The organism is Pseudomonas sp. TWI923, from assembly GCF_039673365.1.
In the GTDB taxonomy this organism is placed as follows: domain Bacteria; phylum Pseudomonadota; class Gammaproteobacteria; order Pseudomonadales; family Pseudomonadaceae; genus Aquipseudomonas; species Aquipseudomonas sichuanensis.
In genome coordinates this window covers 1-25,782 of sequence record NZ_JBDJLM010000059.1, presented here as the reverse complement: position 1 = coordinate 25,782, position 25,782 = coordinate 1, and the positions used below count along the sequence as shown (strand labels likewise).

Genomic DNA, 25,782 nt, shown 5'->3' with positions numbered 1-25,782 from the left:
CTTTTTAACGGAGAACCATCATGTTGCGACGTCTCGTTGTACTGTCCTTCGCGCTGCTGCTCGGTGCCTGTGCGAGCAACAACGTCCAGCAGGATTTCGATGCCAGCCGCGATTTCGCCGCCTACCGCAGTTGGGCCTGGCAGGAGCCCGGCCTGCAGTACCGGCCGGATGACCCGCGGATCAAGAGCGACCTTACCGAGCAGCGCATCCGCCAGGCCGTCGCCGGCCAGCTCGACCAGCGCGGCCTGCGCCCGGTACAGGGCAACGCCAAACCTGATGTGAAAGTGCGCGCCTACCTGATCGTCGAGGACCGCCAGCAGCAGGTCACCACCAACTACGGTGGCGCCTGGGGCGGCTATTGGGGGGGCTACTGGGGCGGCCCGATGTACAACGAGACCCGCAGCGTCGACTACAAGGTGGCGACCATCCAGGTCGACATGTTCGATGGCCGCGACGGCAAGCTGGTCTGGCGCGGCAGCGCCGAGCAGATCATGAACAACTACCCGCCCAGCCCACAGGAGCGCAACACAGCGATCCAGAAAACCGTGACCCAGGTATTGAGCAACTACCCACCCCATTGAGCCCGATGGGCATGCACGATTCCTGTAGGAGCGGCCTTGTGTCGCGAAAGGGCCGCAAAGCGGCCCCGGCAATCTTGAGGCTTACCTGAGAACGTGGGAGCGCTGCGCACTCCTTTCGCGACACAAGGCCGCTCCTACAAGGACCGCACGCTCCGCCTGCCGATCAAGGCAACATGCCACCACCTTGACTACACTCCCTGCACCGCCGCCGTGCTGCCAGGCCACTGGCCGGCAAAGGAGTGCCTGTGGTTGCCCATCCAGCAATACGCCAACGCGGCGCGATCGGCCTGATGGCCGCACTGACCCTTGGCCTGGCTCTGCTGTTCATGCTGCTCACCGTCGACAGCGGGCGCCTGTACCTGGAACAACGCAAGCTGCAGCGCATCGCCGACATGGCCGCGCTGGAGGCCGCCGAGCATGGCGGCGTCTGCAGCGGCGCCGGCGTCCAGGCCTCGGTCCTGGCCCGCAACGCCGCCACCCGCAACGGCCACTCCGTCAACAACCCCTTGATCGCCAGCTGCGGCTACCTGCGTACCGGCGCTGACAACCTGCGGGTATTCACCGCCGACAACAGCCGCCCTGAAGCGATCAAGGTCGAAGTCCGCGAGCAGGTGACTACCAGTGCCGCCGGCGGCCTGTTCAGCCTGATCGATGGCAACTTCTCGCGCACCACCACGCTGCATGCCAGTGCCGTGGCAGCCAAGTCCGCGCCGCCCCAGGCGATGCTGCGAATTCGCAGTACCCTGGCAACCCTCGACTCGCGCCACTCAACATTGCTCAATGCCCTGTTGACCAGCCTGGGCGGTAACGCCCAGCTCAACCTGGCCGGCTGGCAGGGCATCGCCGATACCCAGATCAACCTGCTCAAATATGTCGAGCAACTGGCAGTAGACCTGAATATCAAGGCCGGTGATTACGACAAGCTGCTCAACACGGATGCCACGCTCACGCAGTTGCTGAACGCCGCCGTCCATGTCCTGCAGCAGAGCAGTTCGACACTCGGTGTCGCCACCAACCTTGGCAACGTTGCAGTCGGAACCCCCAGCGGCAAGCTGCATCTGGGCGACATCCTGAACATCCAGAACGGCACGGCGCAGGCCGGCCTGGACAGCAGTATCCAGCTGTTGCAACTAGTCCAAGGGGTGATCCAGTTGGCCGTGAGCAAGAATGCCGCCAACGTCGACCTGCCCATCAGCGTACTGGGGCTGGTTAATGGCCGGGTCCAGATGAAGGTAATCCAGCCCGAGCAGGTCTCTGCGGTGGGCAACCCCGCCACCGACGTGATCGAAGTGCATACAGCGCAGGTGCAGGCACTGGTATCGCTCGACCTGCCACTGCTCGATGGCGTGCTTGGCCTGGTCAATGCTGTGACCAGCCTGGCCGCCCCGCTGACCTCGGTGCTCAACGACCTGCTGCACTTGAATCTGGTGGGTGTGGTCCAGTCGCTGACCTGTGCGTTGGGGCTCAGCCAGTGCAAGTACGTCGACGTGAAAGTCGTGCCGGACAAAGCATCACTGCACATCGGCATCGAAGTGGCCAAGGCAGAAAGCCGGGTGAGCGACTACCGCTGCCAAGCCGACAAACGCCTCACCGCCACCACCCGCAGCGCAGCCGCCGTCGTGACCATCGGCAGGTACAAGGATGCGAACACATTGTTCCTGAATGGGAGTTCAGCTCTAACCCCATTGCCCCTGGTCGATATCGGCATCAAGACCTGCGGCCCATTGGGCGCCGCCTGTACCCGCGCGGCTTTCGCCGGGGGTGGCCTTGGGCTCAAGGCCAACGCGCCGATCCTACAGGCAACGGTCACCCCATTACTGTTCGAAGGCGCTTCTGCACCACCGGATATCAACCAGCTGCCGGCCTACTTGCGCATGAGCAACCAGGATGTGGTCGGCAGCCTGACCAGCACATTTGCGGGCGTTCAGATAGAAGCCTACAAGCCTGACGTGAACAATGTGTTCGGCGACCTGATGACCCTGGTGGCCGGCACGCTCACTACCGTGAAAGGGATCCTGGAGCCGCTGATCAGGAACCTGCTCAGCCCACTGATCGACCCCTTGCTCAACGTGCTGCTCAAGACCCTGGGCATCGACCTGGCCAACGCCCAGGTCGGCGCCAACCTCAGTTGCAGCAGCGGGCATGCTCAACTGCTGCTGTGAAGCGGCAACTCAACCCGGAAACACGCGCCCTCGTCGCTGTTGGCCACCGACAGGCTGCCGCCCATGTGGCTGACGATCCCGTGGCTGACCGACAGCCCAAGGCCGGTGCCGACCCCGGCCGGCTTGGTGGTGAAGAAGGGTTCGAAGATACGTTCGAGCAGATGCGGGTCGATGCCACCGCCGTTGTCTTCCACCAGCAGGCACAGGCGCGAGCCCAGCAAGGTCTGGCGCACACGAATCCACGGCTGCGCGCGGCGCTGCTCGAGCAAGGCGTCACGGGCGTTGACCATCAGGTTGATCAACACCTGCTCCAGCTGGTCCTGATGGCCGAACACCTGCGGTTGTTCGGCCGGCGCCTCTATGCACAGGCTCACGCCCTTGCCGCGCAGCCCCTCCTCCAGCAAGGCGCGAGCCCCTTCTACCGCGCCCCAGGCGCTGAAGCACTCACGCTCGGGCGCCGAACGCCGGCCATACACGCGCATGTGCTCGACCAACCGCGCGGCGCGCTCGATCTGGGCCTCGATCCGGCGCAGTTTCTGTTCCATATACGCAGGCTCGGCAGTGCCGCTCTCCAGGCGTTGCAGCGCGTTGACCAGCGCCATGCGCATCACGTTGAGCGGCTGGTTGATCTCGTGCACCAGCCCGGTGGCCAGCTCGCCCAGCGTGGCCATTTTCGCCCCCTGCAACAATTGCTGCTGGCTGCGCCGCACCGCCGTGTTGTCACGGCCGACAGCCTGGATCTCCAGCAAGCGGCCCTGGGCATCGAACAGCCCGCGATCGGCCCACACCCACCAGGCCTGTTCACGGCCAGGCAGTTGCAGGCAAATTTCCGCGCTGCTCATCGGCTGCTCCGGGGTCAGCGCCTGCAAGCGCTGCAGGAAGTCTTCACGCTGGCTGGCGGACAGCCACTGGCCCAGGTTCGCGCCCACCAGTTGCTCCGGCGTGCAGTGCAGGTAGTCGGCCAGGGGCCGGTTGCCGAACACCAGGCTCAGGTCCGGGCGGTAGCGGCAGATCATCGCTGGCGAGTCCTCCACCAGCACGCGGTAGCGCTCCTCACTCTGGCGCGTGCGCTCAGCGGCCTCGGTCGCTTCGCTGACATCCAGCCACAGCCCGACCACCTCCCGCGGCTGGCCGAGGTCGTCACGCAGCAGGCGTGCCTCATCGTGCATCCAGTGGTAGCCGCCAAGCTGGTCACGCAGGCGATAACGGCAGCGCACCTGGCCGTCGCGCAACAGGTCGCGGGTGCGCGCCAGCCACAGCGGCCGGTCATCCGGGTGCACGGCCAGCCCCGGCTGGCGCGCCAGTTCGCCGTCGGCCGGCCAGCCCAGCAACGGCGCCAGGCTGGCGCTGAAGAACTCGCTCTGCAGCGCGCCGTCGGCGTAGCGCTGCACGTAGATCACCGCCGGCGAACTGGCGATCAGGTTTTCCAGCCGGGCACGGGCAGTGCCGGCCTGATGTTCCTGGGTCTTGAGCGCGCTGATGTCGAGCAGAAAACCGCGCAACTGCTGCCCCTGCAACTGGCCGACCCATTGGAACCAGCGCTGCGCCCCCATGCCTTCGGCCTCGCCCAGGCGCAGGCTGAGGTTCAGCGCCAGCCCCTCACGCGCCTGCTGCAACGCCAATTGCGCGGGCTCACGGTCGGCCGGGTGCAGGCGCGCCAACCATTGCCCTTCACCGACCTGGCACGGCAACGCCAGCGTCGTGGCCAGCGCCGGGTCGAGTTGCAACTGGCCGTCCAGCGGCCACTCCCACCAACCCGCCCCCAGTTGCTGCTGGAGGTCGTCGAGGTGGCTGGCCTGGTGCTGCAACTGCTGGTGTCGATGGCGCGCCAGCAGCGGCTCGACCAAGGTCCGCGCCAACGCCAGCGCCATGTCGGCCGGGGGCGTCTGCGTGGCCCCGGCGCACAGCAGCCAGGCCTCGGCATCCCGCCCTTGGCGGTAGGGCACCAGGAACAGCGAAAGCCCCCCGCAGCGCGCCAGCAGCTCGGGGTCATCGGTGACCTCGATCAAGGTCTGCGCAGGCAGTTGCCGCAGCCAGGGCTGCAGCCGGCCATCGTCCGGCCAGGGCCACTGGTCCTCGTTGCTGGCGTAGTGGCGCCAGCCGCCCGGTTCACGCAGCATCAGCCGCAGCGAGGAGGCCTGCCAGTGTTCGGCCAGCGCCTGCAACTGCTCGCGGGTGGTCTGCAGCAAGCGTTCGGCGCCGCATTCACGCAGCGCATGGCCAATCTCCACCAGCAGTGGCCGCTGGCGGTCCCAGCGCTGCTCGCGCAGCAGGTCGCCAATATCGAACAGCTGCAGCAGCCAAGCCTCGCCGTGGCGCTGCAACCAGCCACGGGTATGCAGCGCCTGGCCCATGACGGTGTGGAAGTCCAGATCCAGCGGCTGCCCCTGCCAATCGCCGGGTTCGCCTTCGAGCACCAGCCAGCTGTGGCGTTGCAGGTAGTCGTGCACCCGTGCGGCGGAACGCCCGGGCAAGGCCAGCAAGGTCCGCAGCGGGCCCGCCAGGCGCAGCACCCGAGCCTGGTCGTCGAGCCACAGTTGCAGGCCCACCGCCGGCACGTTGGGCAGCTCGGGTGCAGGGGACGGCGGCATACGCCAACGGTCGAACAGGCCGCCCGTCACAGTTGCAGGCTCGCCTGGGCCTGCAGGCGCGCAGGCAGCTTGGGCACCTCGCCGATCAGCGGCAGCACCAGCACTGGCAATACCCGCTCCAGCCGATCACGGGGGTAGTCGATGGTGACCGTCAGCAACTTGTCCGCCCCCACCACAACCCGGGTGTCGCCCGCCACGTTGAAGCCGAGGGCGTCGGGCATCCAGGCCAACTGCCGGCTTATTACCTGGTGCGCCACCCCTTGCACGTCCAGGGCATAGGTGGCGCTCGCCGGGTCGACGGCCACGCAGCGACGCACCGCCTCGCTGCTGGCCTGGTTGAACGACTGCAGCATCAGCATCGGCAGGGCATAACTGACCAGCCCGTAGAACACCGCGAAAAAAATCATGAAAACAGCGACAAACTCGATGGCTGCCGCGCCTTTTTGCCGTCCCGCCGGGCTTGCTTGCATGATCGCGTCTACCCTGACTGTGAGACCTGTCTGACAGCATAGAACCGTTCAACGAATAGGGATGGCAATTTGCCAATGCAAAGCATTGTTCTCCTGATGTGGCTTGCCTTGTGCACCGAACAAGATGTCCGTGAACGGCAGATTTCCAACGCCCTCACCCTGGGTGTCGCGACCTGTGCCCTGGCCTGGCTGTTCGCCACCGGCCACACCTGGATCGGCGCCGATGCCAGCGAGGCCGGCTGGGCCCTGGCCATCGTCATGCTGCTGACATTGCCCGGCTACATGCTCGGCCGTTTCGGTGCCGGCGACGTCAAGCTGATGGGCGCCCTGGCCCTGGCCACCAGCCCGCAGTATGTGCTGGGTACCTTCATTGGTGCCGGCATCACCGTGCTGGCCTGGCTGCTGGGCAGGCGCCGGCTGTGGACCTTGCTCAACCCCAAGCTGAAAAAACGCCTGCAGAAACTCGCTGAAGAAGTCGGCGACAAGCAGCCCTTTGCGCCTTATGTACTGGCCGGTTTTCTCCTGACGGCAGTTTGGATCCAATGAAGACTGAACGTTCGGATAGGGTGTACAGTCCATGTACTTGATTGCAAAGTGCGACTACTTTTTTGTTGCCGGTGCCCGCGGCCCGGCAGCAAGACCGATACGACAGGGAGTTGATCGTGAACAAGTCCGTCAGTGAAGTGAAAGTGCTGGTCGTCGACGACCAGCCGTTGATTGTCGAAGAGTTGTGCGACTGGCTGGAAAGTGAAGGCTATCGCTGCTTCCCGGCTCATTCCACGGACCAGGCCATCGAGCAGTACATCGCCGACGAAGCCATCGGCCTGGTGATCTGCGACCTGCACATGCCCGAGCGCGATGGCATCGAGCTGGTCCGTGCGCTGAAACAGATCTCCGGCAACCAGCGGCTGTTCGAGGCGATCATGCTGACCGGCCGCGCCGACAAGCAGGATGTGATCCGCGCCCTGCGCGAAGGTTTCGCCGACTACTACCAGAAACCCATGGACCTCACCGAGCTGCTCGAAGGCGTGCGGCGCCAGGAGCTCGCCTTGCAGGAGCGCCAGCGCAACTTTCGCGAGCTGGGCAACCTCAACCAGCGCTTGCAAGGCCTGGCCGAGTCCATCGACGAGCTCTACCAGGACCTGGAAAAAGCCCGCGGCCAGGGCGTGCACCGCCGCGCCACGGACGTCGAGGAAGCCGAGCCGGAACTGCCGTCGGCATTCGAGAAGCTGTCCCCGCGCCAGATGGAAGTGGCAAAGCTGGTGAGCAAGGGCAAGACCAACTATCAGATCGCCTGCGAGCTGGGCATCACCGAGAACACCGTCAAGCTCTATGTGTCACAGGTACTGCGCCTGACCCACATGCACAACCGCACGCAGCTGGCACTGGCGCTGGCGCCCGGCTCGTCGCCGCTGCACCAGCGCTTCACCACCCATTGACGGCCATCAACCGCCATTGTTCGACGAGCTGATCTTGGTCCAGCGGTAGAAGTCCGGAATCTCGTACTTGTAGCTGTCCAGCCAGCGCTGCATGGACTGGTCGCGCTCCTTGTCGGTCTGCTGCTGGCGCACCGGCGAGGCCTGCCGATTGCTCGCCTGCACCTGCAACAGCGCCTCGGTGGCGGTTTCTGCCCGCGCTTGGCGCAGCGGCTGCTCGGCCTGTGCCAGCAGTGGCGTGGCCAGGCAGGCCAGGGCTATCCAGGGCTTGAACATGCTCACCTCCCGTTCAATTGATGGCCGCCGTCGGCGTGCTGCGGGCGGCGAGCGGGCCGCGCCCGCCGGCCCTGAGCTGCTGGGCCCGGGCCTGGGCTTCGGCGAACTGCTCAGGCTTGAGCCGCAGGCGCTTGACCAGATCCTCGGCCTGGTTCCAGTTGTCCTGCAGCAGTGACAGGGCCACCAGGTTGACCGCCGGCAATGGATTGTCGTCCTTCAGCTCAAGGGCGGTGAGGAACTCGAAGCGCGCCTGCTCGTCGTTGCCCAGCTTCATCTGCACCAGGCCCAGGTCGTTGCGCACTTTTTCATCGGTCGGCGCCAGGCGCACCGCGCGCTGCAGGTTACGCAGGGCCTGGGTATCGTCGCCCCGCGCCGCGGCTATCTGCCCCAGGCCATGCTCGCCCTCTGCCGCCAGGCAGCCCCCCAGCAGGCTGCGGTACAGCGGTTCGGCCTCGCTGCGCCCCAGCAGGCGCAGCACCTTGGCCTTGCGCAGGCGAACCTGGTCAAGGCTTTCCGGCAGTTGCTCCAGGTGCGCCAACCCCGCATGCGGGCGGCCTTCGCCAATCATCTGGTCGGCCATGTCCAGGCTCAGTTGCTGGTCGGCTGCGGGCTTGCCGCAGCTGCCGCCACCAAGCAGGCGGGCCAGGCCTTCGGGCTGCTGCCCGGCACAGCCGGTCAGCAGCAACAGGCCCGTCATCAGCACGATCGCTTTCATCCCTCTCCCCCTCAGGATCCCAATGCCCGCGCCAAGGCGGAAAAGCCCGGCCCGGCCAGGACGATAAGCAAGGCCGGGAACAGGAACACCATCATCACCGCCGACATCTTTGCCGACATCTTCGACACCCGCTCCTGCAAGCCAGTCAGGCGCCGGTCATCCAGCAGTTCCTTGAGCGCCAGCAACGACTTCATCGAACCGCTGCCTTGCACCAGCAACTGCTGGAGGATCACGCAGGTGTCGATGAACTCGTCCACCGCCAGCAGCCGTGCGGTCTTTTCCAACTCCGGCCCCAGCGCCAGGCCCGAGTCGACCCGCTGCAACACCAGTTGCAATTCGTCGCAGATGTTCGGCACCAGGCTGCGCCCCTCCAGGGCCAGCACGCGTAAGGCCTGCTCCACTGCAAGGCCGGTCTCGAACAGAATGCGCAGCAAGGGGATCATCAGGCTGACTTCCTGGGCGATCTTGCGTTGGCGCCGCGCCGCCGCCGCGGCGAGCAGGCGCTTGGGCACCAGGTAGCCGGCACCCAGCGCGCACAGCACCAGCACCATCCAGTTGCCCCGGCGCTCACCCGGCAAGCCATGCACCATCACCAGCACCAGGACTGTGGCCAGCAACGGCAGCCCGAGCTGCAGCGCGGCGAACAACGCCCGCTGCCGGCTGCGCCGCCAGCCCAGGCGCTCCAACAGCACCTGGGTCTCGCCGTCGAGACGCTGCAGGCGTCGCCCCAGCCGGCTGCTGCCCAGCCACTGCAGCCAGTCGCCCAGCCGTTCGTCAGGGGCCAGCCGCCCCTGCAGCCGCCGCGCCACCCGCTGACGGGCGCGCATCTGCCGCGCGGCCTGCAGCGCCAGCAGGGCAAAGCCTGCCAGCAGGCACAGGGCGCTGAACAGCATGGCCGCGTTCACAGGCGCCTCATCATGCGCCACAGCACCAGGCAACCGATGGCCTGGAGAGCGAAGGCCAGCAGCAACATCGTCTGCCCATGGCTGTCGCGCCACATGCCCAGCAGATAACCGGGGTTGGCGAGCAGGAAATAACCGACCATGCCCAACGGCAACGCCCCCAAAATCCACGCAGTGATGCGCGTTTCGCCGGTCATCGCGCGCAACTGGCGGTCGCCCTGCTCGTGCTCGCGGATCAGCTTGATCAGGTTCTCCATCAATTCGCTGGCATTGCCGCCATGGCGCTGATTGATGCGCAGGCCCAGGGCAAACAGGCGCAGCTCGTCCTGGCGGTACAGCTCGGCCAGTTCACTGACCGCATCCTCCAGCGGCACGCCCATGCGCACGTTGCGCCGCACCCGCAGCATCGCCGAGTGCAGTGGCTCGCGCGTGCCGTCGATCCCGCCGAGCACCGCGTCGTTCAAGGTGCGCCCGGCTTTGAGGCTGCGCACGCTGTAGTCCAGCAGCCCAGGCAGTTGCTCGACGATCTGCCGCACCCGTCGGCGGCAGCGCCAACTGAGATAGCCATGGCCAAGCAAAGGCAGGCCGAACAGCATCAGCAATGCCGCCACCCAGCCTGCGGCCAGGGCGGCGACCAGCACCAGGCCCAGCCAGGCCAGCAACCCGTAGTGCAGGCTACGCTCGCCCGGCGCCAGGCCGGCCCGCTGCAGCAGCGGGTCGAGCCAGTCACGCCTGGCACTGGCGCCGCGCACCGCGCGGTAAGCTCGGCCCAAGCGCTGCAGGATGCGCTCCTCACCACGCTTGTGCAGGGCCACACGCCACAGCAGCAACGCCATGCCCAGGCACAGCGGCGCCAATGCCAGCAGCAGCGGGCCGATCACAGCAGGCCCTCGTGGCGCAGCTTGGCCCCTGCCGGGTGCGGGGCCTCGCTGAGGAACACATCGCCGCCGCGCCGGTCGAGGCGGAACAAGGTATTGGTGACGTACACATCGTCACGCACGCCGACCACCTCCAGCACTTCGCTCACACAACGGCGGCCATCGGCCAGGCGGGTCAGCTGGATCACCACATCCAGCGCCGCGCAGATCATCTGGCGCAGGGTCTTCTCGGCCACCTGGCGGCCCGTCAGGCCGACCAGGGTTTCCAGGCGCAGCAGGGCATCCTGCGCACTGTTGGCGTGCACGGTGCTCATCGAGCCATCGTGGCCGGTGTTCATCGCCGTCATCACATCGACCACTTCGGCGCCACGGATCTCGCCGAGGATGATGCGGTCGGGGCGCATGCGCAGGGCGTTGCGGATCAACTCGCTGGCCTTGATCTCGCCATGGCCTTCGGCGTTGGGCGGACGGGTTTCCAGGCGCACCACGTGCGGGTGGTGCAGTTGCAGCTCGGCGACATCCTCGATGGTCACCAGCCGCTCCTGGGGCGCGATCATCTGGCTGAGGATATTGAGCAAGGTGGTCTTGCCGGTGCCGGTGCCGCCACTGACGAGGATGTTGCAGCGCCGGCCCACGGCACGTTCGAGGAAATCGTAGATCGCCTGGTCGATGGCCCGGGTGGCCAGCAGGTCGGCACTCTTGAGCATGTCCTGGCGGAACTTGCGGATCGACAGGCATGGCCCGTCCAGCGCCACCGGCGGGATGATCGCATTGACCCGGCTGCCATCGGGCATGCGCGCATCGACCATCGGCGACGACTCGTCCAGGCGCCGCCCCAAGGGCGCCAGGATGCGCTGCATCACCCGTTGCACATGGTGTGCGTCGATAAAACGCAAGTCGGTGTGCTGCAGCAGCCCGCCCCGTTCGACGAATACCCGGTACGGGCCATTGACCAGGATCTCGGTGACACTCGGGTCGCGCAGCAACACTTCCAGCGGACCGTAGCCGGTCAGCTCGTCGACGATCTCTTCGGCCAGGCGCTCCATCTCGTAGCGCGACAGGGCCAGGCGCAGGCGCGCCACATAGTCGCCCACCTGCTCCAGGACGAACTGTGCAAGGGCCGGGCGCGCGCCTTCGAGCAGGTTGCGGCCAGTGTCCTCTATGGCATCGATGACATGCCGGTGCAGGGCCCGCTTGAGCACCTGCGGGTCGTTTGCCGCCTGCCGCGGCCCGCCAAAGGGTTCTTCGCTGCTCATCGGTTGCTCCACAGGCGGCGCAGCCAGGTGTGGGTGGGGGGCGCAAGGTTTTCCGAGCGCCGCGCCAGGCGCTCGCCGAGTTCGCGCAGTGCCTGGCTCAGCGCTTCGCGAGGGGCCAGTTCGAACAGGCTCAGGCCCTGGTTCTTGGCATTCAGGCGCAGCTCCGGGCTGTAGGGCATGACCTTGAGCAGCGTCAAGCCATAGCGTTTGGCCAGGGCCTCGGCATCCGGCGCCACATGGCGCATGAAGCGGTCGACCAGCAGGCTGGCATGGTCGAGCTTGATGCCGCGATCACGCCACTGTTCGAGCAGCTCCAGGTTGCGCCGGCAATCGAGGATGTTCTGGTCGGTGTACAGGATCAGCTTGTCGCAATGGCTGACCAGGGTACGCAACGCTTCGCTGTCGGCCTGCCCGGTGAGGTTCAGCACGATGTGCTGGAAATGCTGGCGCAAGGCACTGAGCAGCATGTACAGCTCGGCGGCGCTGGTCTGCTCCAGCGCCTCGTCGTTGGCGGCGTAGGCGAGAATGCGCAGGCCGCCTTTGTCGCGGGTGAAGGCGCTGTCGATCAGCGTGGCGTCGAGCCGACGCAAATGACGCAAGGCATCGCCGAAGTGGAACGACGCCTCCAGCCCCAGCAGCGCCAGGCTGTCGCCACGGGGCAGGCCCAGGTCGAGCAGCAGGGTCTGCTGGCCGCTGTCCTGCACCACCCGCGCCAGGTGGGTGGTCAGCAGCGCACCGTCGGCCCCGCGCTGGGCACCGTAAAGCACGCTGAGCCCACCCAGGCTGGGGTTGCTGGCCACGGTCGGCAGGCGTTTGCCCAGGCGCCGTACCAGCCCGGCCACCTCGCTGGCACGCGAACCATAGGCGACGAAGTCGCGGGCGCCAGCGCGCATGGCATGCAGTACCAACTGGTTGTCCATGCCATCGCCGAGCGCGACGATGGCCAGCATCGGCTTGGCCTCCAGTACCCCTTCGATCAGCGCGCACTGGGCGATCAGTTGCTCGCGGTCAAGGCCGATGAACACCAGGTTGCTGAAGGTCATGTCGACCAGCGCCAGCAACTCGTCGAGGCTCGGGCCATTGGCGCCGATCACCTGCCCCAACGGCGCCAGGGCGCCCTGCAGCCATTGCAGGTCGTCCTGGTTGCGGGTCAGGGCCAGGTACGTCTGGTTGTGGCTTTCGTTCATCGGGACAACCCGCCTTGGCCTTCGAAACTGCCGTTTTCCATGAAGAACAGGCGACCCCAACTGGGGTCGTAGGTGCGCAGCGCCTCGCCGGGCAGCTCCGGCAGGCGCGCGTCGGCGGCCAGCGGCTGGACCAGGTGCGGGGTCACGATCATCAGCAGTTCGGTCTCTTCACGGTTGAGCGCCGATTGGCGGAAGAACGCGCCGATGATCGGCAGGTTGCCCAACCCCGGCAGCTTGTCCACGGAAGAGCGCACGTTACTGCTGACCAGCCCGCTGATGATGAAACTCTCGCCATCGGCCAGGGAAATGCTGGTGTCGGTGCGCCGCACGCTCAGGGCCGGCACCTGGGTGCCGGCGATGGTCACCGCGTTGCTGTAGTCCAGCTCGCTGACCTCGGGGGCCACCTTGAGGGTGATGCGGTTGCGGCTGACCACCGTGGGGGTCAAGGCCAGGCGCACGCCAAATTCCTTGTACTCGATCGAGACGTTGTCGCTGCCACTGCTGGGCACCGGGATGGGCACCTCGCCGCCGGCCAGGAAGCTTGCGGTCAGGCCGCTCAGCACAGTCAGGCTGGGGCGCGCCAGGGTGTAGGCGAAACCGCTGTTCTCAAGGGCGTTGATCATTGCCAGGAAACGGCTGCTGCCGCCGCCCCAGACAATGTTGAAGACGTTGTTGTCGAGCGGGATGCCCGGCCGCACATCGGCGTAGGTCACCGGGTTGGTTCCGGTCTGGATGCCCGGCACGTAGTCGGGGCGCACAAAGGTGTTGGGCACCGTGTTGGGCGAGCCGAACAGGCTGTTGTTGGAGCCTTTGAAGAACAGCCTGGCGCCGGCTTCCTTGTATTTTTGCCGACGCACCTCGACGAATCGGATATCGGCCTGCACCTGGATCGGCAGGGCGTCCTGCCCAGCGGAGGGTTGCGCCACCTCGGCCATGTCCGCGCTGGCCCGGCCCTTGACGAACAGCATGGCCCGGTGCGGTCGCGGGGCGCAGTCTGTCCACAGCATCACGCTGGTATTGCCCTGCCCCACCGAGGTCAGCAGCACGGCGCGTTCGCCGCTGGGCTGCACATCGGCCACCTTGGGGTCACCCACCGCGGCGCGGATGATGGCCACCGGCAGGCGCAGCTCCTGCTGCAGGCCCTGGTCCATCTCGATCACCGAAGGCAACTGGTCGAATGCCGCGCACCCCTTGCCCGCCGCTTGCGCCACCGGCACCGACAACGACAGGGCGAGACACAACAGCCAGGGCCGCTGCGCGGAGCGACGCGGCGTGCGACGCCAGGTACTACGCAAAGAACTACGCATGAAATGCATCCTTGCCGGGTCAGGGGGTGTTGTTCGTGTCGGCGGCCTGGGCAGCGCCACGAATGATCTGCATGGTGGGCACCGCCGCAACCGCGGCCGGGCCGGCCAGCGGCACCTGGGACAGCTGGCTGAAGCGGTAGAGTTCTCGGTTGGCGGCGTCCACTTGAGCGCCTGCGTCCTGGCCGGACCAGTAACGCGCCAGCAACTGTTCGTCGGCGCTGCGCACTGCCAGGCGCAAGGTGCCGGCCTGAGCGGCCAGCATCAGGCGGCTGGCCAGGGCCTGGGGTACGGCCAAGCCCACGGTGCGGGTAACGGTGCCCCCCATCATCTGCTGGTCACGGCGGGCTTTCTGCTCTTCGGCGGTCTGCGCTGGGCGACCGTCATTGGCCAGGCCCGTCTGCTGGTCGACGCTGAGCACACGCAGGGCCGGCAGCACCACCTGGGCGGAGGATTGCGGGTTGTTGGTCTCTTCGCGCAGGAACAGCAGCACATCGACATAGTCGCCGGGCCGCAGTTGCCCGGCTGCGCCCACCACATCATCCACCGCCACCGCCACCGCGCGCTCATGGCTGCGGATCATCCGCGCCAGCGGGCCGCCCGCCTGGAAGCTCGACTCGTCGAGCCAACTGCCGGCCTCCAGCGGCCGCGAACTGCTGCGCCCCAGCACCTGTTCAGGCTGCTGGAAAGCCCCGGCGGGCACTACCTGCAAGCGCTCGACCAGCAGGTCGTCAGCGGTCAACGGGGTATTGGCCGGCACCGCCCTGCGCAGCACCAGGATGGGGGTGCGTGGCGGTTCCGGGGGTTGTACGGGAGCCGGGGCAACGGCGGGGGCCGACGCCTCGGTGGGGGCGGCAGCGGCAGGCGTTGGCGCGGTTTGCGCCGGGCGGCTGAGGCGCAGGCCCCAATAGCCGGCCAGCAGGGCAGCCAACAGAAACAGGCCAGCGAGGACCATGGTCAAGCGACTGCTCATTTCCGCACTCCCTGCGCCGGGGACCAATGCTGGCAAAAAGTAACTATTTCGCTATTGCAAGTTAGCGCAGCCCTGTCGAATCGCCATTTGTCCGGCTACGTTTTTTAAGCCATGAAATTGACGCATAAAGAAAACAGGAACTTAGCCTCACTGATTAAAGTTAATACTTTAGAACTAATGCTTTGTTACATTTGCAGGCTGCCACGGCTTGGCAATCCTGTGATGGCAAAGGGGTGTCACATTTCAAGCCCCGTGACCGGCGCCGACCGTGCGCAAGGAGATCTGCCATGCTGCTCCACCTGATCATCCTCCACTGCAAGAACTTCCTTCAGCGCAAGGACGGCGCCTCCGGTATCGAATACGCGGTGATCGCGGCCATGGTCGCGGTCGTGCTGGCCGGGTTCGTCACCCCCATCTCGGGCGAGGTGAAAGCCATCATGACCACCATCCAGACCGCGATCACCCAGTAACCTTGCGCTGCGTGCATGCCGATTGATCCAGACCTTCGGGAGCCGACCATGCCGACCTCTTCCTTGCGTCAACAGATCCTGCTGGTCGATGACGAGGAGGAGGCCCTGCTGGAGCTGGCCGAACTGCTGGAAAGCCAGGGTTTCTGCTGCCATAAGGCCGTCTCGGTGAAGACAGCCCTGCAACTGCTCACCCGCCACCCGGATGTCGCCCTGGTGATCACCGACCTGCGCATGCCTGAAGAGAGCGGCATCGGCCTGATCAAGCGCCTGCGCGACCATACTGCCCGCCAGCACCTGCCCGTGATCGTCATGTCCGGGCACGCTGACATGGACGACTGCAGCGATCTGCTGCGCCTGCAGGTGCTGGACCTGTTCCGCAAGCCGATCTACCACGCGAGGTTGCTGGAGACGCTGGAGAACCTGTTCCCCAAGCCGTTGCTGCATGCGGTGAATTAGGGCGATACAGCGAAGCATCCGCCGCGAAAGGGGGCAAGGCTGACAAGTGTTCGCCTCGAAGTTTGTATCGCCTATGAGATCGAGCGCCGCCCGCGCGGCGCATCGCTGGCAAGCCAGCTCCCACATCGGTTTCGGGCCAGTCACTCCTGTGACTACATCGCTGTACGCCTTGTTGGCCCGACTCGATTTTGAAGTGGGCGCTGAAGGCCCTGCGCCTGACTTGAGACATGCACCAAGGCGGGCAGCGGTACCCTCACAGCCATAATTGGCCCGAAACAAATGTGGGAGCTGGCTTGCCAGCGATGCGCCGCGCGGGCGGCGCTCGATCTCATACGCGACACAAACCTTGCGGCGAACACTTGTCAGCCCCCCGACCATCTTGAACGGGACGCCCCTAAGCCCGGTCTCTTCACCCACCTCACAGTTGATAACTGAAGCTCACCGTCACCCGTGGCTCCCGGCTCAAGCTGTCCAGCGCGATATCCGACATCGGCTTGGCCACCTCAACGGCGATGTTGTAACCCCGCCCATCCCCCAAGCGCAGGCCAATCGCAGCAGAAGACATATGCGCCGACTGCACCTCCAGCCTGTTGAACCAGGCCCGCGCAACATCCAGCACGGCATACGGCTGCAGCACTCGAAGCCAATCACCCTCACCCCTGAAACTGTAATTGAGCTCGTAGGCCAGCCCCCAGCCCTTGTCACCGGAGGCCTGGTCACGGGGGTAGCCACGCCCGAAGTTCTGCCCGCCGAACACCACCCGCTCACTGTCGGGCAGGCTGTCATTGCTCCAGTAACCCGCCGCCGAGGCCACGCCCTGCCAATGATCGGTGAAGTTGTCGCGCTGCAGGCCAGACAGGCGCAAGCGCAGAAAATCCAGGTCGTGGCCGGCGTTGCTGCGCGCACCGAAATGGTCCAGGCCCTGGTACACCCCGCCACTTACAATGCGCAGGCGCCGAGCCTCTGCCTTGCGCCAATCGACCTCGAACGACAGCGCGCGAACATTGGTCTCGCTGTCCATCTGCCGGGGCGCGCCAAGCCACTGGTAGTCGGTACGGTCCTTGACCATGTAGATACGCCCCACCGCCTCCAGCCACTCGCTGGCAGAGACGATCAGCGGTTGGCTCAGGCCAATCGAATAGCGCTCACTGTCGCGCTGCTGGAGCAAGTCATCGCCATTGTCCAGGCGAATCCGCGTGCGCGGATCACTGCGATAACGCGAGGCCGACAGCAGCAACTGCGAGCCCTCAGCGTCGACGAACTGGGCGTAGTCCAGGCGATAGTAGTGCGCCTTGTCCTCACCCGGCGGCGTCAGCACGCTGGCGCTCAGTTGCTCGGCGAAACGGGTCTGGGCGTTGCTGCTGGCACCCAGCAGTGCCTGCAGGTCATCGCGGCTGCCGTCGTTGAGCTGGAGAGTGCCGGTGAACGGTTTGCGCAAGGCCCGGACAACCATCCGGGCGCGCCCGTCGGCAGTGCCCGGCGCAAGTACCTGCGCCTGGGCAGTGACACCGGGGATGCGCCCGATCAGGCCGGTATAGCGTTCCAGACTCGCCCGGGTCAGTGGCCGCTCGGTCATGAGTTTGTCCATCAGCTGGGCCAGGTAGCCGCGCGCTGGCCCGATGTCGCCCTCGACCTGGCAATCGCCAATGTAGCCTTCCACCAGCACCACCCGCACTCGCCCCTCGCTGAAGTCCTGGGGCGGCAGGAAGGCGTACGAAAGCAGGTAGCCGTCCTGCTGATAGCGCTGGGTCAGTCGGTCAGTCAGCTCGACCAGTTCGCCCAGGCTGACCTGTCGACCGATCAACGGCTGGTAGTGTTCGCGCAAGTCGCTCAAGGGGTAGACGGTGCCCCCTTCGAACCGCACCTTGTGCACCTGCACCGGCGTGCTCATCGACAGCGCTGGCTGCTGCACCGCACGCGGCGCGGGCAATTGCAGCACAGGCGCAGCGGGGCGGTAGGCATCCACTGGCAGGTTCGGCGTGGGCAGCTGTGCTTCGATCTGGCTGCTGTCCAGGAAACCCGGCAGCGGGGCAGCGTGGACCAGGCCGCCCCAGCACACCAGTAACATCACCAGCAGTGGACGCATGCGGACGCTCCCTGATCCCGAAGGTGCGCGAGTGCCCGTTGCTCACCCCCGCCACAGCAAGCGTAGGTGCCGGGATTGCAATCAGCCACCAGGCCACGCCCCGCTGAATCACTCGCTGACCTGGAACTCCACCCGTGCGGTTTCGCCGCTCTCGTCCAGCGCACTGAGCTCAATGCGCCCGGCCTGTTCGAAGCGCACCAGCAGGCTGTCCTGCCCACGGGTTTCGCCCAACGGCTGGCCATTCATGAACCACCAGCGCTGCCCGCCACCGCCCAGCGCCGACACCCGCACCTGCAGCGGCTCGCTGTTGGTGGCCGGGCGGCGCAGGTTGTCGCCCGGGCGCACACCGACGATCGACAGCGGGGGTGCGCTGGCCGCCACCTGCGGCGGGCAGCTCGGGTCCACGGCCGGCAGCCGCGCCGCACGCTGTTCGACTCGCGGCAGCCACGGCTCCAGCGGCGCCGGCCACAGGGCTATGTCACGGGCCCTGGCGCCCGGGCAACCGGCGTCGACGCGTAGCCCCTGGTCGTTGACCCATACCGTGTCGCGCAGGCCCAGGCCCAGCGGCTGATCGGCGGCCTGCAAGGTGGGTGGCGTGGTGTTGTCGAGGGTCCAGGCGAAGCGCTGGCGGCGGCAGTTGGGGTCCTGGCGGTTCATCGGCTGGCCCAGCGGCCAGCAGATCGCGGCAACGCCCACCGAGTCCGGCACGGCCTCCACCGGCAGGCGGATGCCGCGCTGGGCATCACGGTTGCTCAGCAGGTCGTGCACCTGCAGCATCAGCGGCGCCGCCGAGGCCAGGCCGAACTGGCCCGGTACTGGGGTGCCGTCCGGGCGACCGATCCAGACACCGATCAGGTAACGCGGGCCCACGCCCACTGACCAGGCATCACGAAAGCCATAGCTGGTGCCGGTCTTCCAGGCCAGTTGCGGGCGCTGCACCAGCTCGGCCTGGGGGTCGCGGTCGGGGCGTGCCAGGCCGCTGAGAATACGCCGGGTGATCCATGCCGAACCCGGTGACAGCAGGCGCTGCTCCAGCAGCGGGTCCTGCGGTTGCAGGCGGATCTTCGCGCTGCGCCCCTCACGGGCGAAGGCGGCATAGCCGCCGACCAGGTCTTCCAGCCGGCTGCCGGCACCACCGAGGATCAACGACAGGTTCGGCTCGGCCAAGGGTGGCAATACCAAGGGCACGCCGCCCATGCGCATCTGCGCGGCGAAGCGTTTCGGCCCGTAGGCTTCGAGCAACTGCACCGCCGGCAGATTGAGCGACAGCGCCAGTGCCGAGCTGGCCGACACCGGGCCACTGAAGCCCATGGAGAAGTTGCCCGGGCGGTAATCGCCATAGCGCCGCGGCACATCCTGCAGCAGCGACTCGGAGTGGATCAGGCCATCGTCCATGGCCATGGCATAGAGGAAGGGTTTAAGGGTCGAGCCGGGTGAACGCAGGGCATGGATCATGTCGACATGCCCGAAGCGACGCTCGTCGCCGATGTCGATCGAGCCCAGATAGGCACGTACCGCCATGCTTTGCGTCTCCACCACCAGCAACGCCGCCGAGGTGCGCTCGGGCAGGCGTGCACGCCAGCCCAACAGCAGGTCTTCCAGGCGCCGCTGCAGGCTGGCGTCGAGGGTGGTGCGGATCAACGGCGGGCTGTTCGGCGTGTTCAGGCGCCGGGCCAGCAGCGGTGCCAGTGCCGGTTCCTGGCGCGGGGCCAGCAGCAAGGGTTCCTCACGCGCCTCGGCAATGCGCTGTGCCGGCCACACCTGGTACTCGGCCAGGCGCTGCAGCACCTTGTCGCGGGCACGCTGGGCGCGCTGCGGATGGCGGTCGGGGCGCAAGCGGCTCGGTGCCTGCGGCAGCACCGCGAGCAAAGCGGCCTCGGCCGGCGTCAGGTGTTTCGGTGATTTGCCCAGGTAAGCCCAACTGGCGGCCGCCACACCCTGCAAGGTGCCGCCGAACGGTGCGCGGTTGAGGTAGATCTGCAGGATTTCGCGCTTGGGCAGGTGCCACTCAAGCTGCGCCGTGCGCCACAGCTGGCGCAGCTTGCCCGGCAGGGTACGGTCATGCGGGTCGAGCAGGCGCGCCACCTGCATCGACAGGGTGCTGCCGCCGGACACCACGCGCCCGCCGCGCAGGTTGAGCCAGGCGGCACGGGCCAAGGCCATGGGGTTGACCCCCGGATGCTGATAGAACCAACGGTCCTCGTAGCCGAGCAAGGCCTCCAGATAAAGCGGCGAAACCTCGTCCGGGCTGACCGGATAACGCCACACGCCATCGGCATCGGCGAAACGCCACAGCGGTGTACCATCTTCGGCCAGCACCACCCGCGCCAGGTCGTCGCCCGGCATCGGCAGCGGCCAGATGCGGTCGGCCAACCACAACAGGGCGATGGCCAGTAACAGGCCAACGGCGCCGCGCCGCAGGGCTCTCATCAGGCTTGGCCGGGCTAAGCTTGGCATCGGGAACCGACCGGGCCGGGTGATGGCCAAAGGCTTGGAACCACCGATTCGTTCATCAGGAAGCAACTATGCATGTAGAAGGTTTTTTCGAGTGGCTGGGCCAGGTACTGGGGTCGGTGATCCGTTTCATCGTCGATGGCCTGAGCGGGTTGTTCAACCTGCTGGCCAATGCCGGCGGCAACTTCATCGATGGCCTGGCACGCACCCTGGGCATGGACACTTCGCTGGTCAGCATCCTCGCCTTGATCGTCGGGCTGATGCTGTTGTACTCGGCGGTGCGCGCGTTCATGCGGGCATCGATCATTCTCGGGATCATCTGGGCGTTGCTGGGGTTGTGGGTGTTGAGTTGGGTGGTGCACTAGCGATACGCCTGTGGGAGCGGGCCTAGGTGGGAGCGGGCTTGCCCCGCGATAGCGTAAGCAGGATCGGCATCGTCGCCTGATATCACGCTATCGCGGGGCAAGCCCGCTCCCACGAGTCACTTCCTGTGCTGCCTCAGCGGGCGCGCACCACCATCTCGCCCTGGCTTTCGCCAACCGCCTGCACGTTCGGCCGGTACATCGACTCCACCTGCGGCGGCGGGATGCGGTAGCTGCCCGGGGTCACCGCACGCGCCAGGTACAGCAGGTGGGTGGTGCCGTAGCTGTCGAGCTTGAGCGCCGCCACGTAGCGGTCGTCGCGGTACTCCTGGTGCACTACGCTGGCGTTCTGCATCGACTCGCGCCACTGCTTCACCGCGCTGCTGGCGTTGTCCAGGCTGGCGGCGCTCTGCGCCAGGTTCTGGTTTTCAAGCTCCAGCCCCGCCGGCAGCAGGTCGACCACCAGGGCATCCGGCACGTGGTCCCGGGCCTTGAGCGCCAGGTGCACCAGCACCAGGTCGCCGCTGCGCAGGCTGCGTACATCCAGCGGTTGGCCATTCATGCCCAGGTACTCGCGGCGGATTTCCAGGCCATTGCCGCTGGCGGCCGGGGCCTGGCGCGGGTAGCCCGACAGCGTCAGCTGCTGGTACAGGGTGTCGCTGCCTTCGTTCTGCACCGTCAGTGGCGAGGCCAACAGCGGGCCTTCGAGCTTCATGCCCGAATCACTGTTGCTGAACTCACGAACCTCGCCGGCGCTGTCCAGGCGTGCCTTCCAGCTGCCCTCCGGCTTGCCCAGCAAGCCACGGCCGGCGAGGAACAGGGCATTGCGCTCCTGGGTCGACAGCCAGCGGTTGGCCGCCAGCTCGTCAGACAGCGCGAACAAGCGCTGGTCGACCTGGTTACCTGCCAGGTTGTTCTCCTGCAACAGCGCAAGGATCAGCGCCTGGTCACGCAGCGCGCTGCCATAGTCGGCCATCCAGCCCTGGCTGCGGCTGACCGCCAGCCCCGCCTGCAATGCCTGTTGCGAACGCGGCTTGTCACCCATCTTGTCCAGCGCCACCGCCAGTTGCACCAGCGGCAGGCCCGAGCGGGCATCGCTGCGGCGGTCGAACAGGCTGCGCAAGGCACCCAGCGGCGCCTGTTGGCTGCGCGCCAGCACCAGCGCGGCATAGGCCTGCACGGCAAAACGGGTGTGTTCGGCGTTCTGGCTGTAGTTGACCTCGATCAGGTTGCGCTCCTGCACATAACGCAGCAGGCGCTCGCTGGCCTTCTTCAGGACTTCGGCCGGCACCGCGTAGCCTTGCTCGCGGGCGCGCAGCAGGAAGTCGGTGACATAGGCGGTCAGCCAGTACTCTTCCTCGCTGTCCGAACTCCACAGGCCGAAGCTGCCGTTGTAGCGCTGCATGCCCAGCAGGTGCTCGATGCCCATCTCGATCTTGCGTTTGCGCACCTCACTCGGCTCGCCCTTGATGCCCAGGCGCTTGAGGCTGTCGGCATCGGCGTACAGCGAGGGGTACAGGCCACTGGTGGTCTGCTCCAGGCAGCCATAAGGGTAGGCTTCCAGGGCGCGGATCTGCTCGGCCAGGTTCAGCGGCGGGCGGCTCGACAAGGCCAGCGTGGCCTCCAGGCCCGCAGGCTCGAACTCGGCCAGGTCGCTGCTCGGCAGGCTCCACGGCTGGTCCTTGAGGGCCACGCGGTAGTGCTTGAGCATCGCCGGGTAGGCCGGGCGAATGCCCAGTGCCCACTCGCGTTCGAAGGTGTTGGCCGGCTCGCCCGGCAGTTGCAGGCCATTGACCTGCACCCGCACCTTGCCCTGGCCGAGGCCGCCCTGGGCCTGCACCGGGATCATCAAGGTAGTGCGCTGGCCTTCGCCGAGCGCGACGTTCTGCTGGGCCCCGCCCAGCAGGTTCAACTGGCCTTCGCCGATCACCTGCACGGTAAGTTGCTGGGCACGGCCGGACAGGTTGGCCAGGTCCAGCGCCAGGCTGGTGCGGTCGCCACCGGCAAGGAAGCGCGGCGCCGACAGCTCGGCAATCAGCGGCGCGGCCACCACCGTCTTGCCTTCGGCCATGCCGAAGTGCTCTTCGGTCCAGGCCTGGGCCATCAGGCGCAGCTCGCCGTTGAAGTCGGGGATGTCGACCGTGGCCTGGCCTTCGCCTTTCTCATCCAGGGTCACCGGCAGGCTCTGCTGGGCAACGATGGTGACCGTGGTGTTGGGGCGCTTGCCCCCCTTGGCCATGGCCGCGTCGCCACCGAAAGCCAGGCTGGCCAGGCGGCCCTGGCCGGCCTCAATCAACTGGCCGTAGATGTCCAGCTGGTCGGCGCCGTAGGCCTTGCGGCCGAACAGGCTGGCGAACGGGTCGGGGGTCTTGAAGTCGGTGATGTTGAGGATGCCCACGTCCACCGCGGACAACAGCACATGCACCTGCTTGGGCACGCTGCCGTCGGCGTTGACGGCCTTGAACTTCACGGTCAGCGGCTGTTTCGGGCGCATCTTCTCCGGTGCCTGCAGGCTTACCGCGAGCTTGCGCTCGGCACGGTCCAGCGGCAGGTGCAACACGCCTACGGCGCGCTTGGGCGTGGCATTGGCCTTGCGCTCGCCCGGGCGAATCACCAGGGCGCTGATGTACAGGTCATGGCGTGCCCACTTCTTGTCCAGCTCGACCTCGAAGGTCTTGCCTTCGGCCGGCACGTCGATTTCCTGCCACCACAGCGGGCCATCGGCGGACTCGACCATCAGGTAGCCGGAGCCTGCGGCCGGCGGGGTGACGGTGACCTTGGCGGTGGTACCTTCCTTGAAGGCCGGCTCGTCCAGGGCGATCTTCACCTGGTCGGGGCGCACCGCGCCGCCTTCGGCGTTGTCCTGGGCGCGGTAGCCCGCCCAGAAGCGCGCGCTCGACACCAGGCCGGTCTGCGGGTCTTCCACCTCGACGCGGTACGGGCCCCACTCCACCTGGAAGTTCAGCTTGGCGGTGGAGCCGGCCTTGACGCTGACGGTCTCTTCGCTCTGGGTGAGGAATTTTTCGTTGTAGTTGTAGCTCCAGCCGTCGCTCTGGGAGTAGTTCCAGTAGTAGTCGCGGCGCTCACGGATCAGGCGCACCTTGAGGTCATTGGCGGCGAGCTTGTTGCCGTTCTGGTCGGCGACCAGGAACTCGAACTCCACCGGGCCGTCGCCGTCGGTCTCTTCACCGTCGAACAAGCCACGCAGGCCCGGCAGGCGCTCGGCGGGCCAGATCGGCTGTTCCAGGCGGCGGGTGATCGGCCGGCCACCGGACTCCTGCAGGCTGGCCTGCACGGTCAGTTGCAGCGGTGAACGCGCTTCGCTCCAGCGGCTTTCGATATCGATACGGGCCTTGCCGGCCTGGTCGAGGGTGACTTCGTCCAGCTCCAGGTCCTGGTTCAGCTCGGTCTCGGTGACCGCGCCGAACTGGTAGCCCGGCAGCGCCTTCACCGCTTCGCGCAGCGGGCGCACGTAGGCCTGGCCGCTGAGGCGGTTGCCGGCCGCCGGGGCGCCGTAGAGGTAACGGCCATTGACCTGGATGGTGGCGGTCTGCTCGGGCGACAGCGCTTTGCTGCTGCCCTTGAGCTCCAGCGCCAGGCGCTCGGGGAGGAAGTCTTCGACGAGGAATTCGTAAACCTGTTTGCGGCCACCGCCCAGGTCCAGCAGCAGTTGCCAGCGGCCGGTCGGTGCTTCCGTGGCCAGTTGCAGCTGGTACTGGAACAGGCCGTTCTGGTCGGCCTCCCAGACGAACTTGCGGCTCACCTGCTCATCCGGGCGACGCACTTCGACGCTGACCGGCTGAGCCTTGACCGGCTTGCCGTCCTGGTCGCGCAACAGGCCGTTGAGCAACACCGTTTCGCCTGGGCGATACAGGTCGCGCGGGCCGAAGATGAAGAACTGCAGCGGGTTGGCCTGGGGGCCGGTGATGTCGAATTCGGCCAGGTCCAGGGCCGCGGTGTTCAGGCGCAGCAGGGTGGTGTGCACGCCCTGGGTGGCGATCAGGGTGTCGGCCTTGGCGGTGATCGGCAGTTGCGCGTGGCCGTCGCCGTCGGTCTTGGCCTGCGCCAGCAGCTTGCCCTTGTCGTCGTGCAGTTCGAGGGTCACGTCCTTGAGTGCCTTGCCGCCTTCCAGGGCCTGGGTGAAGACGTCCAGGCGGTCGCGGTAGCGGTGGGCAGAAACGCCAATGTCACTCAGGGTGAACAGGGTCGCCGGCTGCGAATAGTCGTAGGTGCCCGAGGCACGCATCACGGCCAGGTACACCCCCGGCTCCTGCAACGGCTTGATCCCGGCGATCGGCAGCAGCACGGTCTCGCGGGTGTTGCGCGCAGGGTTGAGGTCGAAGCGGCCGCCGTAGACCAGCTCGGCCATGTCCAGGGTTTCCTTGGACTGGTAGTAGTACAGGCTGCTGTTGCGGCCCCAGTTGGCCAGGAAGGTCGAGAGCATCTCGGGTTTGACCCGGAAGAACTCGACATCGACCTTGGGCACGTTCAGGGCAATCACCGGCAGGCCTTCGGCCAGACGGGTCGGCAACAGCGAGCCACGGCTGGCGAAGCCCACGGTGGGCTGCATGTCGCGGGTTTCGAAGCGGCTGACCGATTCGCTCTCGAGCGTATTGCCGTTGACCGCCAACAGGCCCTTGTCGATGGTCAGCACCATCTTGCGCTGCGGCTCCAGGTGGCGCAGGCGCAACTCCATCTGGTTGTCGGAGAGTTCCCAGGCGCCGTCGACCTTGCCCTTGACGGTGTCGACCAGGTGCAGCTTGGCGGCGAAGTCCTGGTTGGCGTCCAGCGGCGCGGACAGGCTGACCGACAGGGTGCTGGCACCGTCGAGCTGCACTTCCGAGACATCCAGCACGTTGAGCTCGCGGCCGGCGTAGCGCTTGGCGAGCACGGCCGGGTCTTCGCGCTTGGCCGCTGGTTGCTCGATGGCAGCGGCGGGTTTCTCGGCGGGCGCCGGTGGTTTCTCCGGTGTGGAGGAATCACAGGCGCTGAGCAGGGCCAGCGCGCAGGCCAGCAACAATCCTTTGTTGAGCATTTTGAGGGGGAACTCTTTGGCAGCGTGTACGTGAGGGGGGCAACTATAGCGCAACGCGGTCAGGGTTACCCGACCGCGCGCGGCAAGTGAGACCCTGTTCGCGCCGATTGGTTGCCGGGCCGGTACAATCCGTTGGGCAATCGCGGGGCAAGCCCGCTCCCACGCCATGTTGATGTCCTCGTGGGAGC

The 25,782-nt window shown here is 66.6% G+C and carries 20 protein-coding genes; 7 read left to right on the top strand and 13 right to left on the bottom strand.

From position 1 onward, the window contains the following. Positions 1-20: 20 nt before the first annotated feature. Entirely contained in the window at positions 21-581 is a 561-nt protein-coding gene (locus ABE459_RS19500; RefSeq protein WP_125465670.1) for a DUF4136 domain-containing protein, read from the top strand. 245 nt (positions 582-826) lie between these two features. Next, positions 827-2,743, top strand: coding sequence for a pilus assembly protein TadG-related protein (locus ABE459_RS19495; RefSeq protein WP_323830388.1), 1,917 nt, complete (start codon positions 827-829; stop codon positions 2,741-2,743). Here ABE459_RS19495 and ABE459_RS19490 read toward each other — a convergent pair. Together ABE459_RS19490 and ABE459_RS19485 are read right to left on the bottom strand one after the other, a co-directional pair. Then, positions 2,728-5,334 (bottom strand): ATP-binding protein, encoded by a 2,607-nt coding sequence (locus ABE459_RS19490; RefSeq protein WP_346648123.1) that lies wholly within the window; start codon positions 5,332-5,334, stop codon positions 2,728-2,730. The genes ABE459_RS19495 and ABE459_RS19490 overlap by 16 nt on opposite strands. Before the next feature lie 26 nt (positions 5,335-5,360). After that, positions 5,361-5,804 (bottom strand): TadE/TadG family type IV pilus assembly protein, encoded by a 444-nt coding sequence (locus ABE459_RS19485; RefSeq protein WP_110992913.1) that lies wholly within the window; start codon positions 5,802-5,804, stop codon positions 5,361-5,363. A gap of 75 nt (positions 5,805-5,879) precedes the next feature. On the opposite strand from ABE459_RS19485, the gene ABE459_RS19480 reads away from it, so the two are divergent. Beyond that, the gene (locus tag ABE459_RS19480) at positions 5,880-6,350 is read left to right on the top strand and encodes an A24 family peptidase (RefSeq protein ID WP_125465672.1); all 471 of its coding nucleotides are present in this window, start codon (positions 5,880-5,882) and stop codon (positions 6,348-6,350) included. 116 nt (positions 6,351-6,466) lie between these two features. Then, a complete protein-coding gene (locus ABE459_RS19475) occupies positions 6,467-7,243 on the top strand; it encodes a response regulator transcription factor (RefSeq protein ID WP_323830390.1) in 777 nt (258 codons plus the stop codon). A 6-nt stretch (positions 7,244-7,249) separates the two neighbouring features. Here the strand turns inward: ABE459_RS19475 and ABE459_RS19470 are convergent, their stop codons facing one another. From ABE459_RS19470 to cpaB, 8 genes are read right to left on the bottom strand one after another with little or no spacing between them, the layout of a single operon-like run. Continuing rightward, positions 7,250-7,516, bottom strand: coding sequence for a DUF3613 domain-containing protein (locus ABE459_RS19470; protein ID WP_125860532.1), 267 nt, complete (start codon positions 7,514-7,516; stop codon positions 7,250-7,252). 13 nt (positions 7,517-7,529) lie between these two features. Then, positions 7,530-8,231 carry a tetratricopeptide repeat protein gene (locus ABE459_RS19465; protein WP_258705167.1) on the bottom strand — a complete coding sequence of 234 codons (702 nt, stop codon included), beginning with the start codon at positions 8,229-8,231 and terminating at the stop codon, positions 7,530-7,532. An 11-nt stretch (positions 8,232-8,242) separates the two neighbouring features. Further along, positions 8,243-9,124: a type II secretion system F family protein gene (locus ABE459_RS19460; protein ID WP_125861429.1), complete on the bottom strand. Its 882-nt coding sequence runs from the start codon at positions 9,122-9,124 to the stop codon at positions 8,243-8,245. Positions 9,125-9,132: 8 nt separating this feature from the next. After that, positions 9,133-10,014 carry a type II secretion system F family protein gene (locus tag ABE459_RS19455; protein ID WP_125465676.1) on the bottom strand — a complete coding sequence of 294 codons (882 nt, stop codon included), beginning with the start codon at positions 10,012-10,014 and terminating at the stop codon, positions 9,133-9,135. Beyond that, positions 10,011-11,267 (bottom strand): CpaF family protein, encoded by a 1,257-nt coding sequence (locus tag ABE459_RS19450; RefSeq protein ID WP_125465677.1) that lies wholly within the window; start codon positions 11,265-11,267, stop codon positions 10,011-10,013. Before ABE459_RS19450 ends, ABE459_RS19455 begins: the two co-directional genes overlap by 4 nt. Further along, entirely contained in the window at positions 11,264-12,454 is a 1,191-nt protein-coding gene (locus ABE459_RS19445; protein ID WP_258705169.1) for a pilus assembly protein, read from the bottom strand. Before ABE459_RS19445 ends, ABE459_RS19450 begins: the two co-directional genes overlap by 4 nt. Continuing rightward, positions 12,451-13,761: a type II and III secretion system protein family protein gene (locus ABE459_RS19440; RefSeq protein WP_323830391.1), complete on the bottom strand. Its 1,311-nt coding sequence runs from the start codon at positions 13,759-13,761 to the stop codon at positions 12,451-12,453. The genes ABE459_RS19445 and ABE459_RS19440 overlap by 4 nt, the downstream gene beginning before the upstream one ends. Before the next feature lie 19 nt (positions 13,762-13,780). Next, positions 13,781-14,731, bottom strand: a complete 951-nt coding sequence (gene cpaB, locus ABE459_RS19435) for a Flp pilus assembly protein CpaB (protein ID WP_323830392.1) — start codon at positions 14,729-14,731, stop codon at positions 13,781-13,783. A gap of 287 nt (positions 14,732-15,018) precedes the next feature. Here cpaB and ABE459_RS19430 point away from each other — a divergent pair, with 287 nt between their 5' ends. Next, positions 15,019-15,201, top strand: a complete 183-nt coding sequence (locus tag ABE459_RS19430; protein ID WP_110992923.1) for a Flp family type IVb pilin — start codon at positions 15,019-15,021, stop codon at positions 15,199-15,201. A gap of 48 nt (positions 15,202-15,249) precedes the next feature. After that, entirely contained in the window at positions 15,250-15,657 is a 408-nt protein-coding gene (locus tag ABE459_RS19425; RefSeq protein ID WP_323830393.1) for a response regulator, read from the top strand. 418 nt (positions 15,658-16,075) lie between these two features. Here the strand turns inward: ABE459_RS19425 and ABE459_RS19420 are convergent, their stop codons facing one another. Together ABE459_RS19420 and pbpC are read right to left on the bottom strand one after the other, a co-directional pair. Next, positions 16,076-17,743, bottom strand: coding sequence for a POTRA domain-containing protein (locus ABE459_RS19420; protein ID WP_323830394.1), 1,668 nt, complete (start codon positions 17,741-17,743; stop codon positions 16,076-16,078). A 108-nt stretch (positions 17,744-17,851) separates the two neighbouring features. Continuing rightward, positions 17,852-20,200: a peptidoglycan glycosyltransferase PbpC gene (pbpC, locus tag ABE459_RS19415; RefSeq protein WP_323830395.1), complete on the bottom strand. Its 2,349-nt coding sequence runs from the start codon at positions 20,198-20,200 to the stop codon at positions 17,852-17,854. Between the two features lie 68 nt (positions 20,201-20,268). Here pbpC and ABE459_RS19410 point away from each other — a divergent pair, with 68 nt between their 5' ends. Next, complete coding sequence (locus ABE459_RS19410; protein WP_110735938.1) at positions 20,269-20,562, top strand: hypothetical protein; 294 nt, start codon at positions 20,269-20,271, stop codon at positions 20,560-20,562. A gap of 133 nt (positions 20,563-20,695) precedes the next feature. On the opposite strand, the gene ABE459_RS19405 is transcribed toward ABE459_RS19410, so the two are convergent. Further along, on the bottom strand, positions 20,696-25,594 hold the full coding sequence (locus tag ABE459_RS19405) for an alpha-2-macroglobulin (RefSeq protein ID WP_323830396.1): 4,899 nt from the start codon (positions 25,592-25,594) through the stop codon (positions 20,696-20,698). Positions 25,595-25,782: the final 188 nt, after the last annotated feature.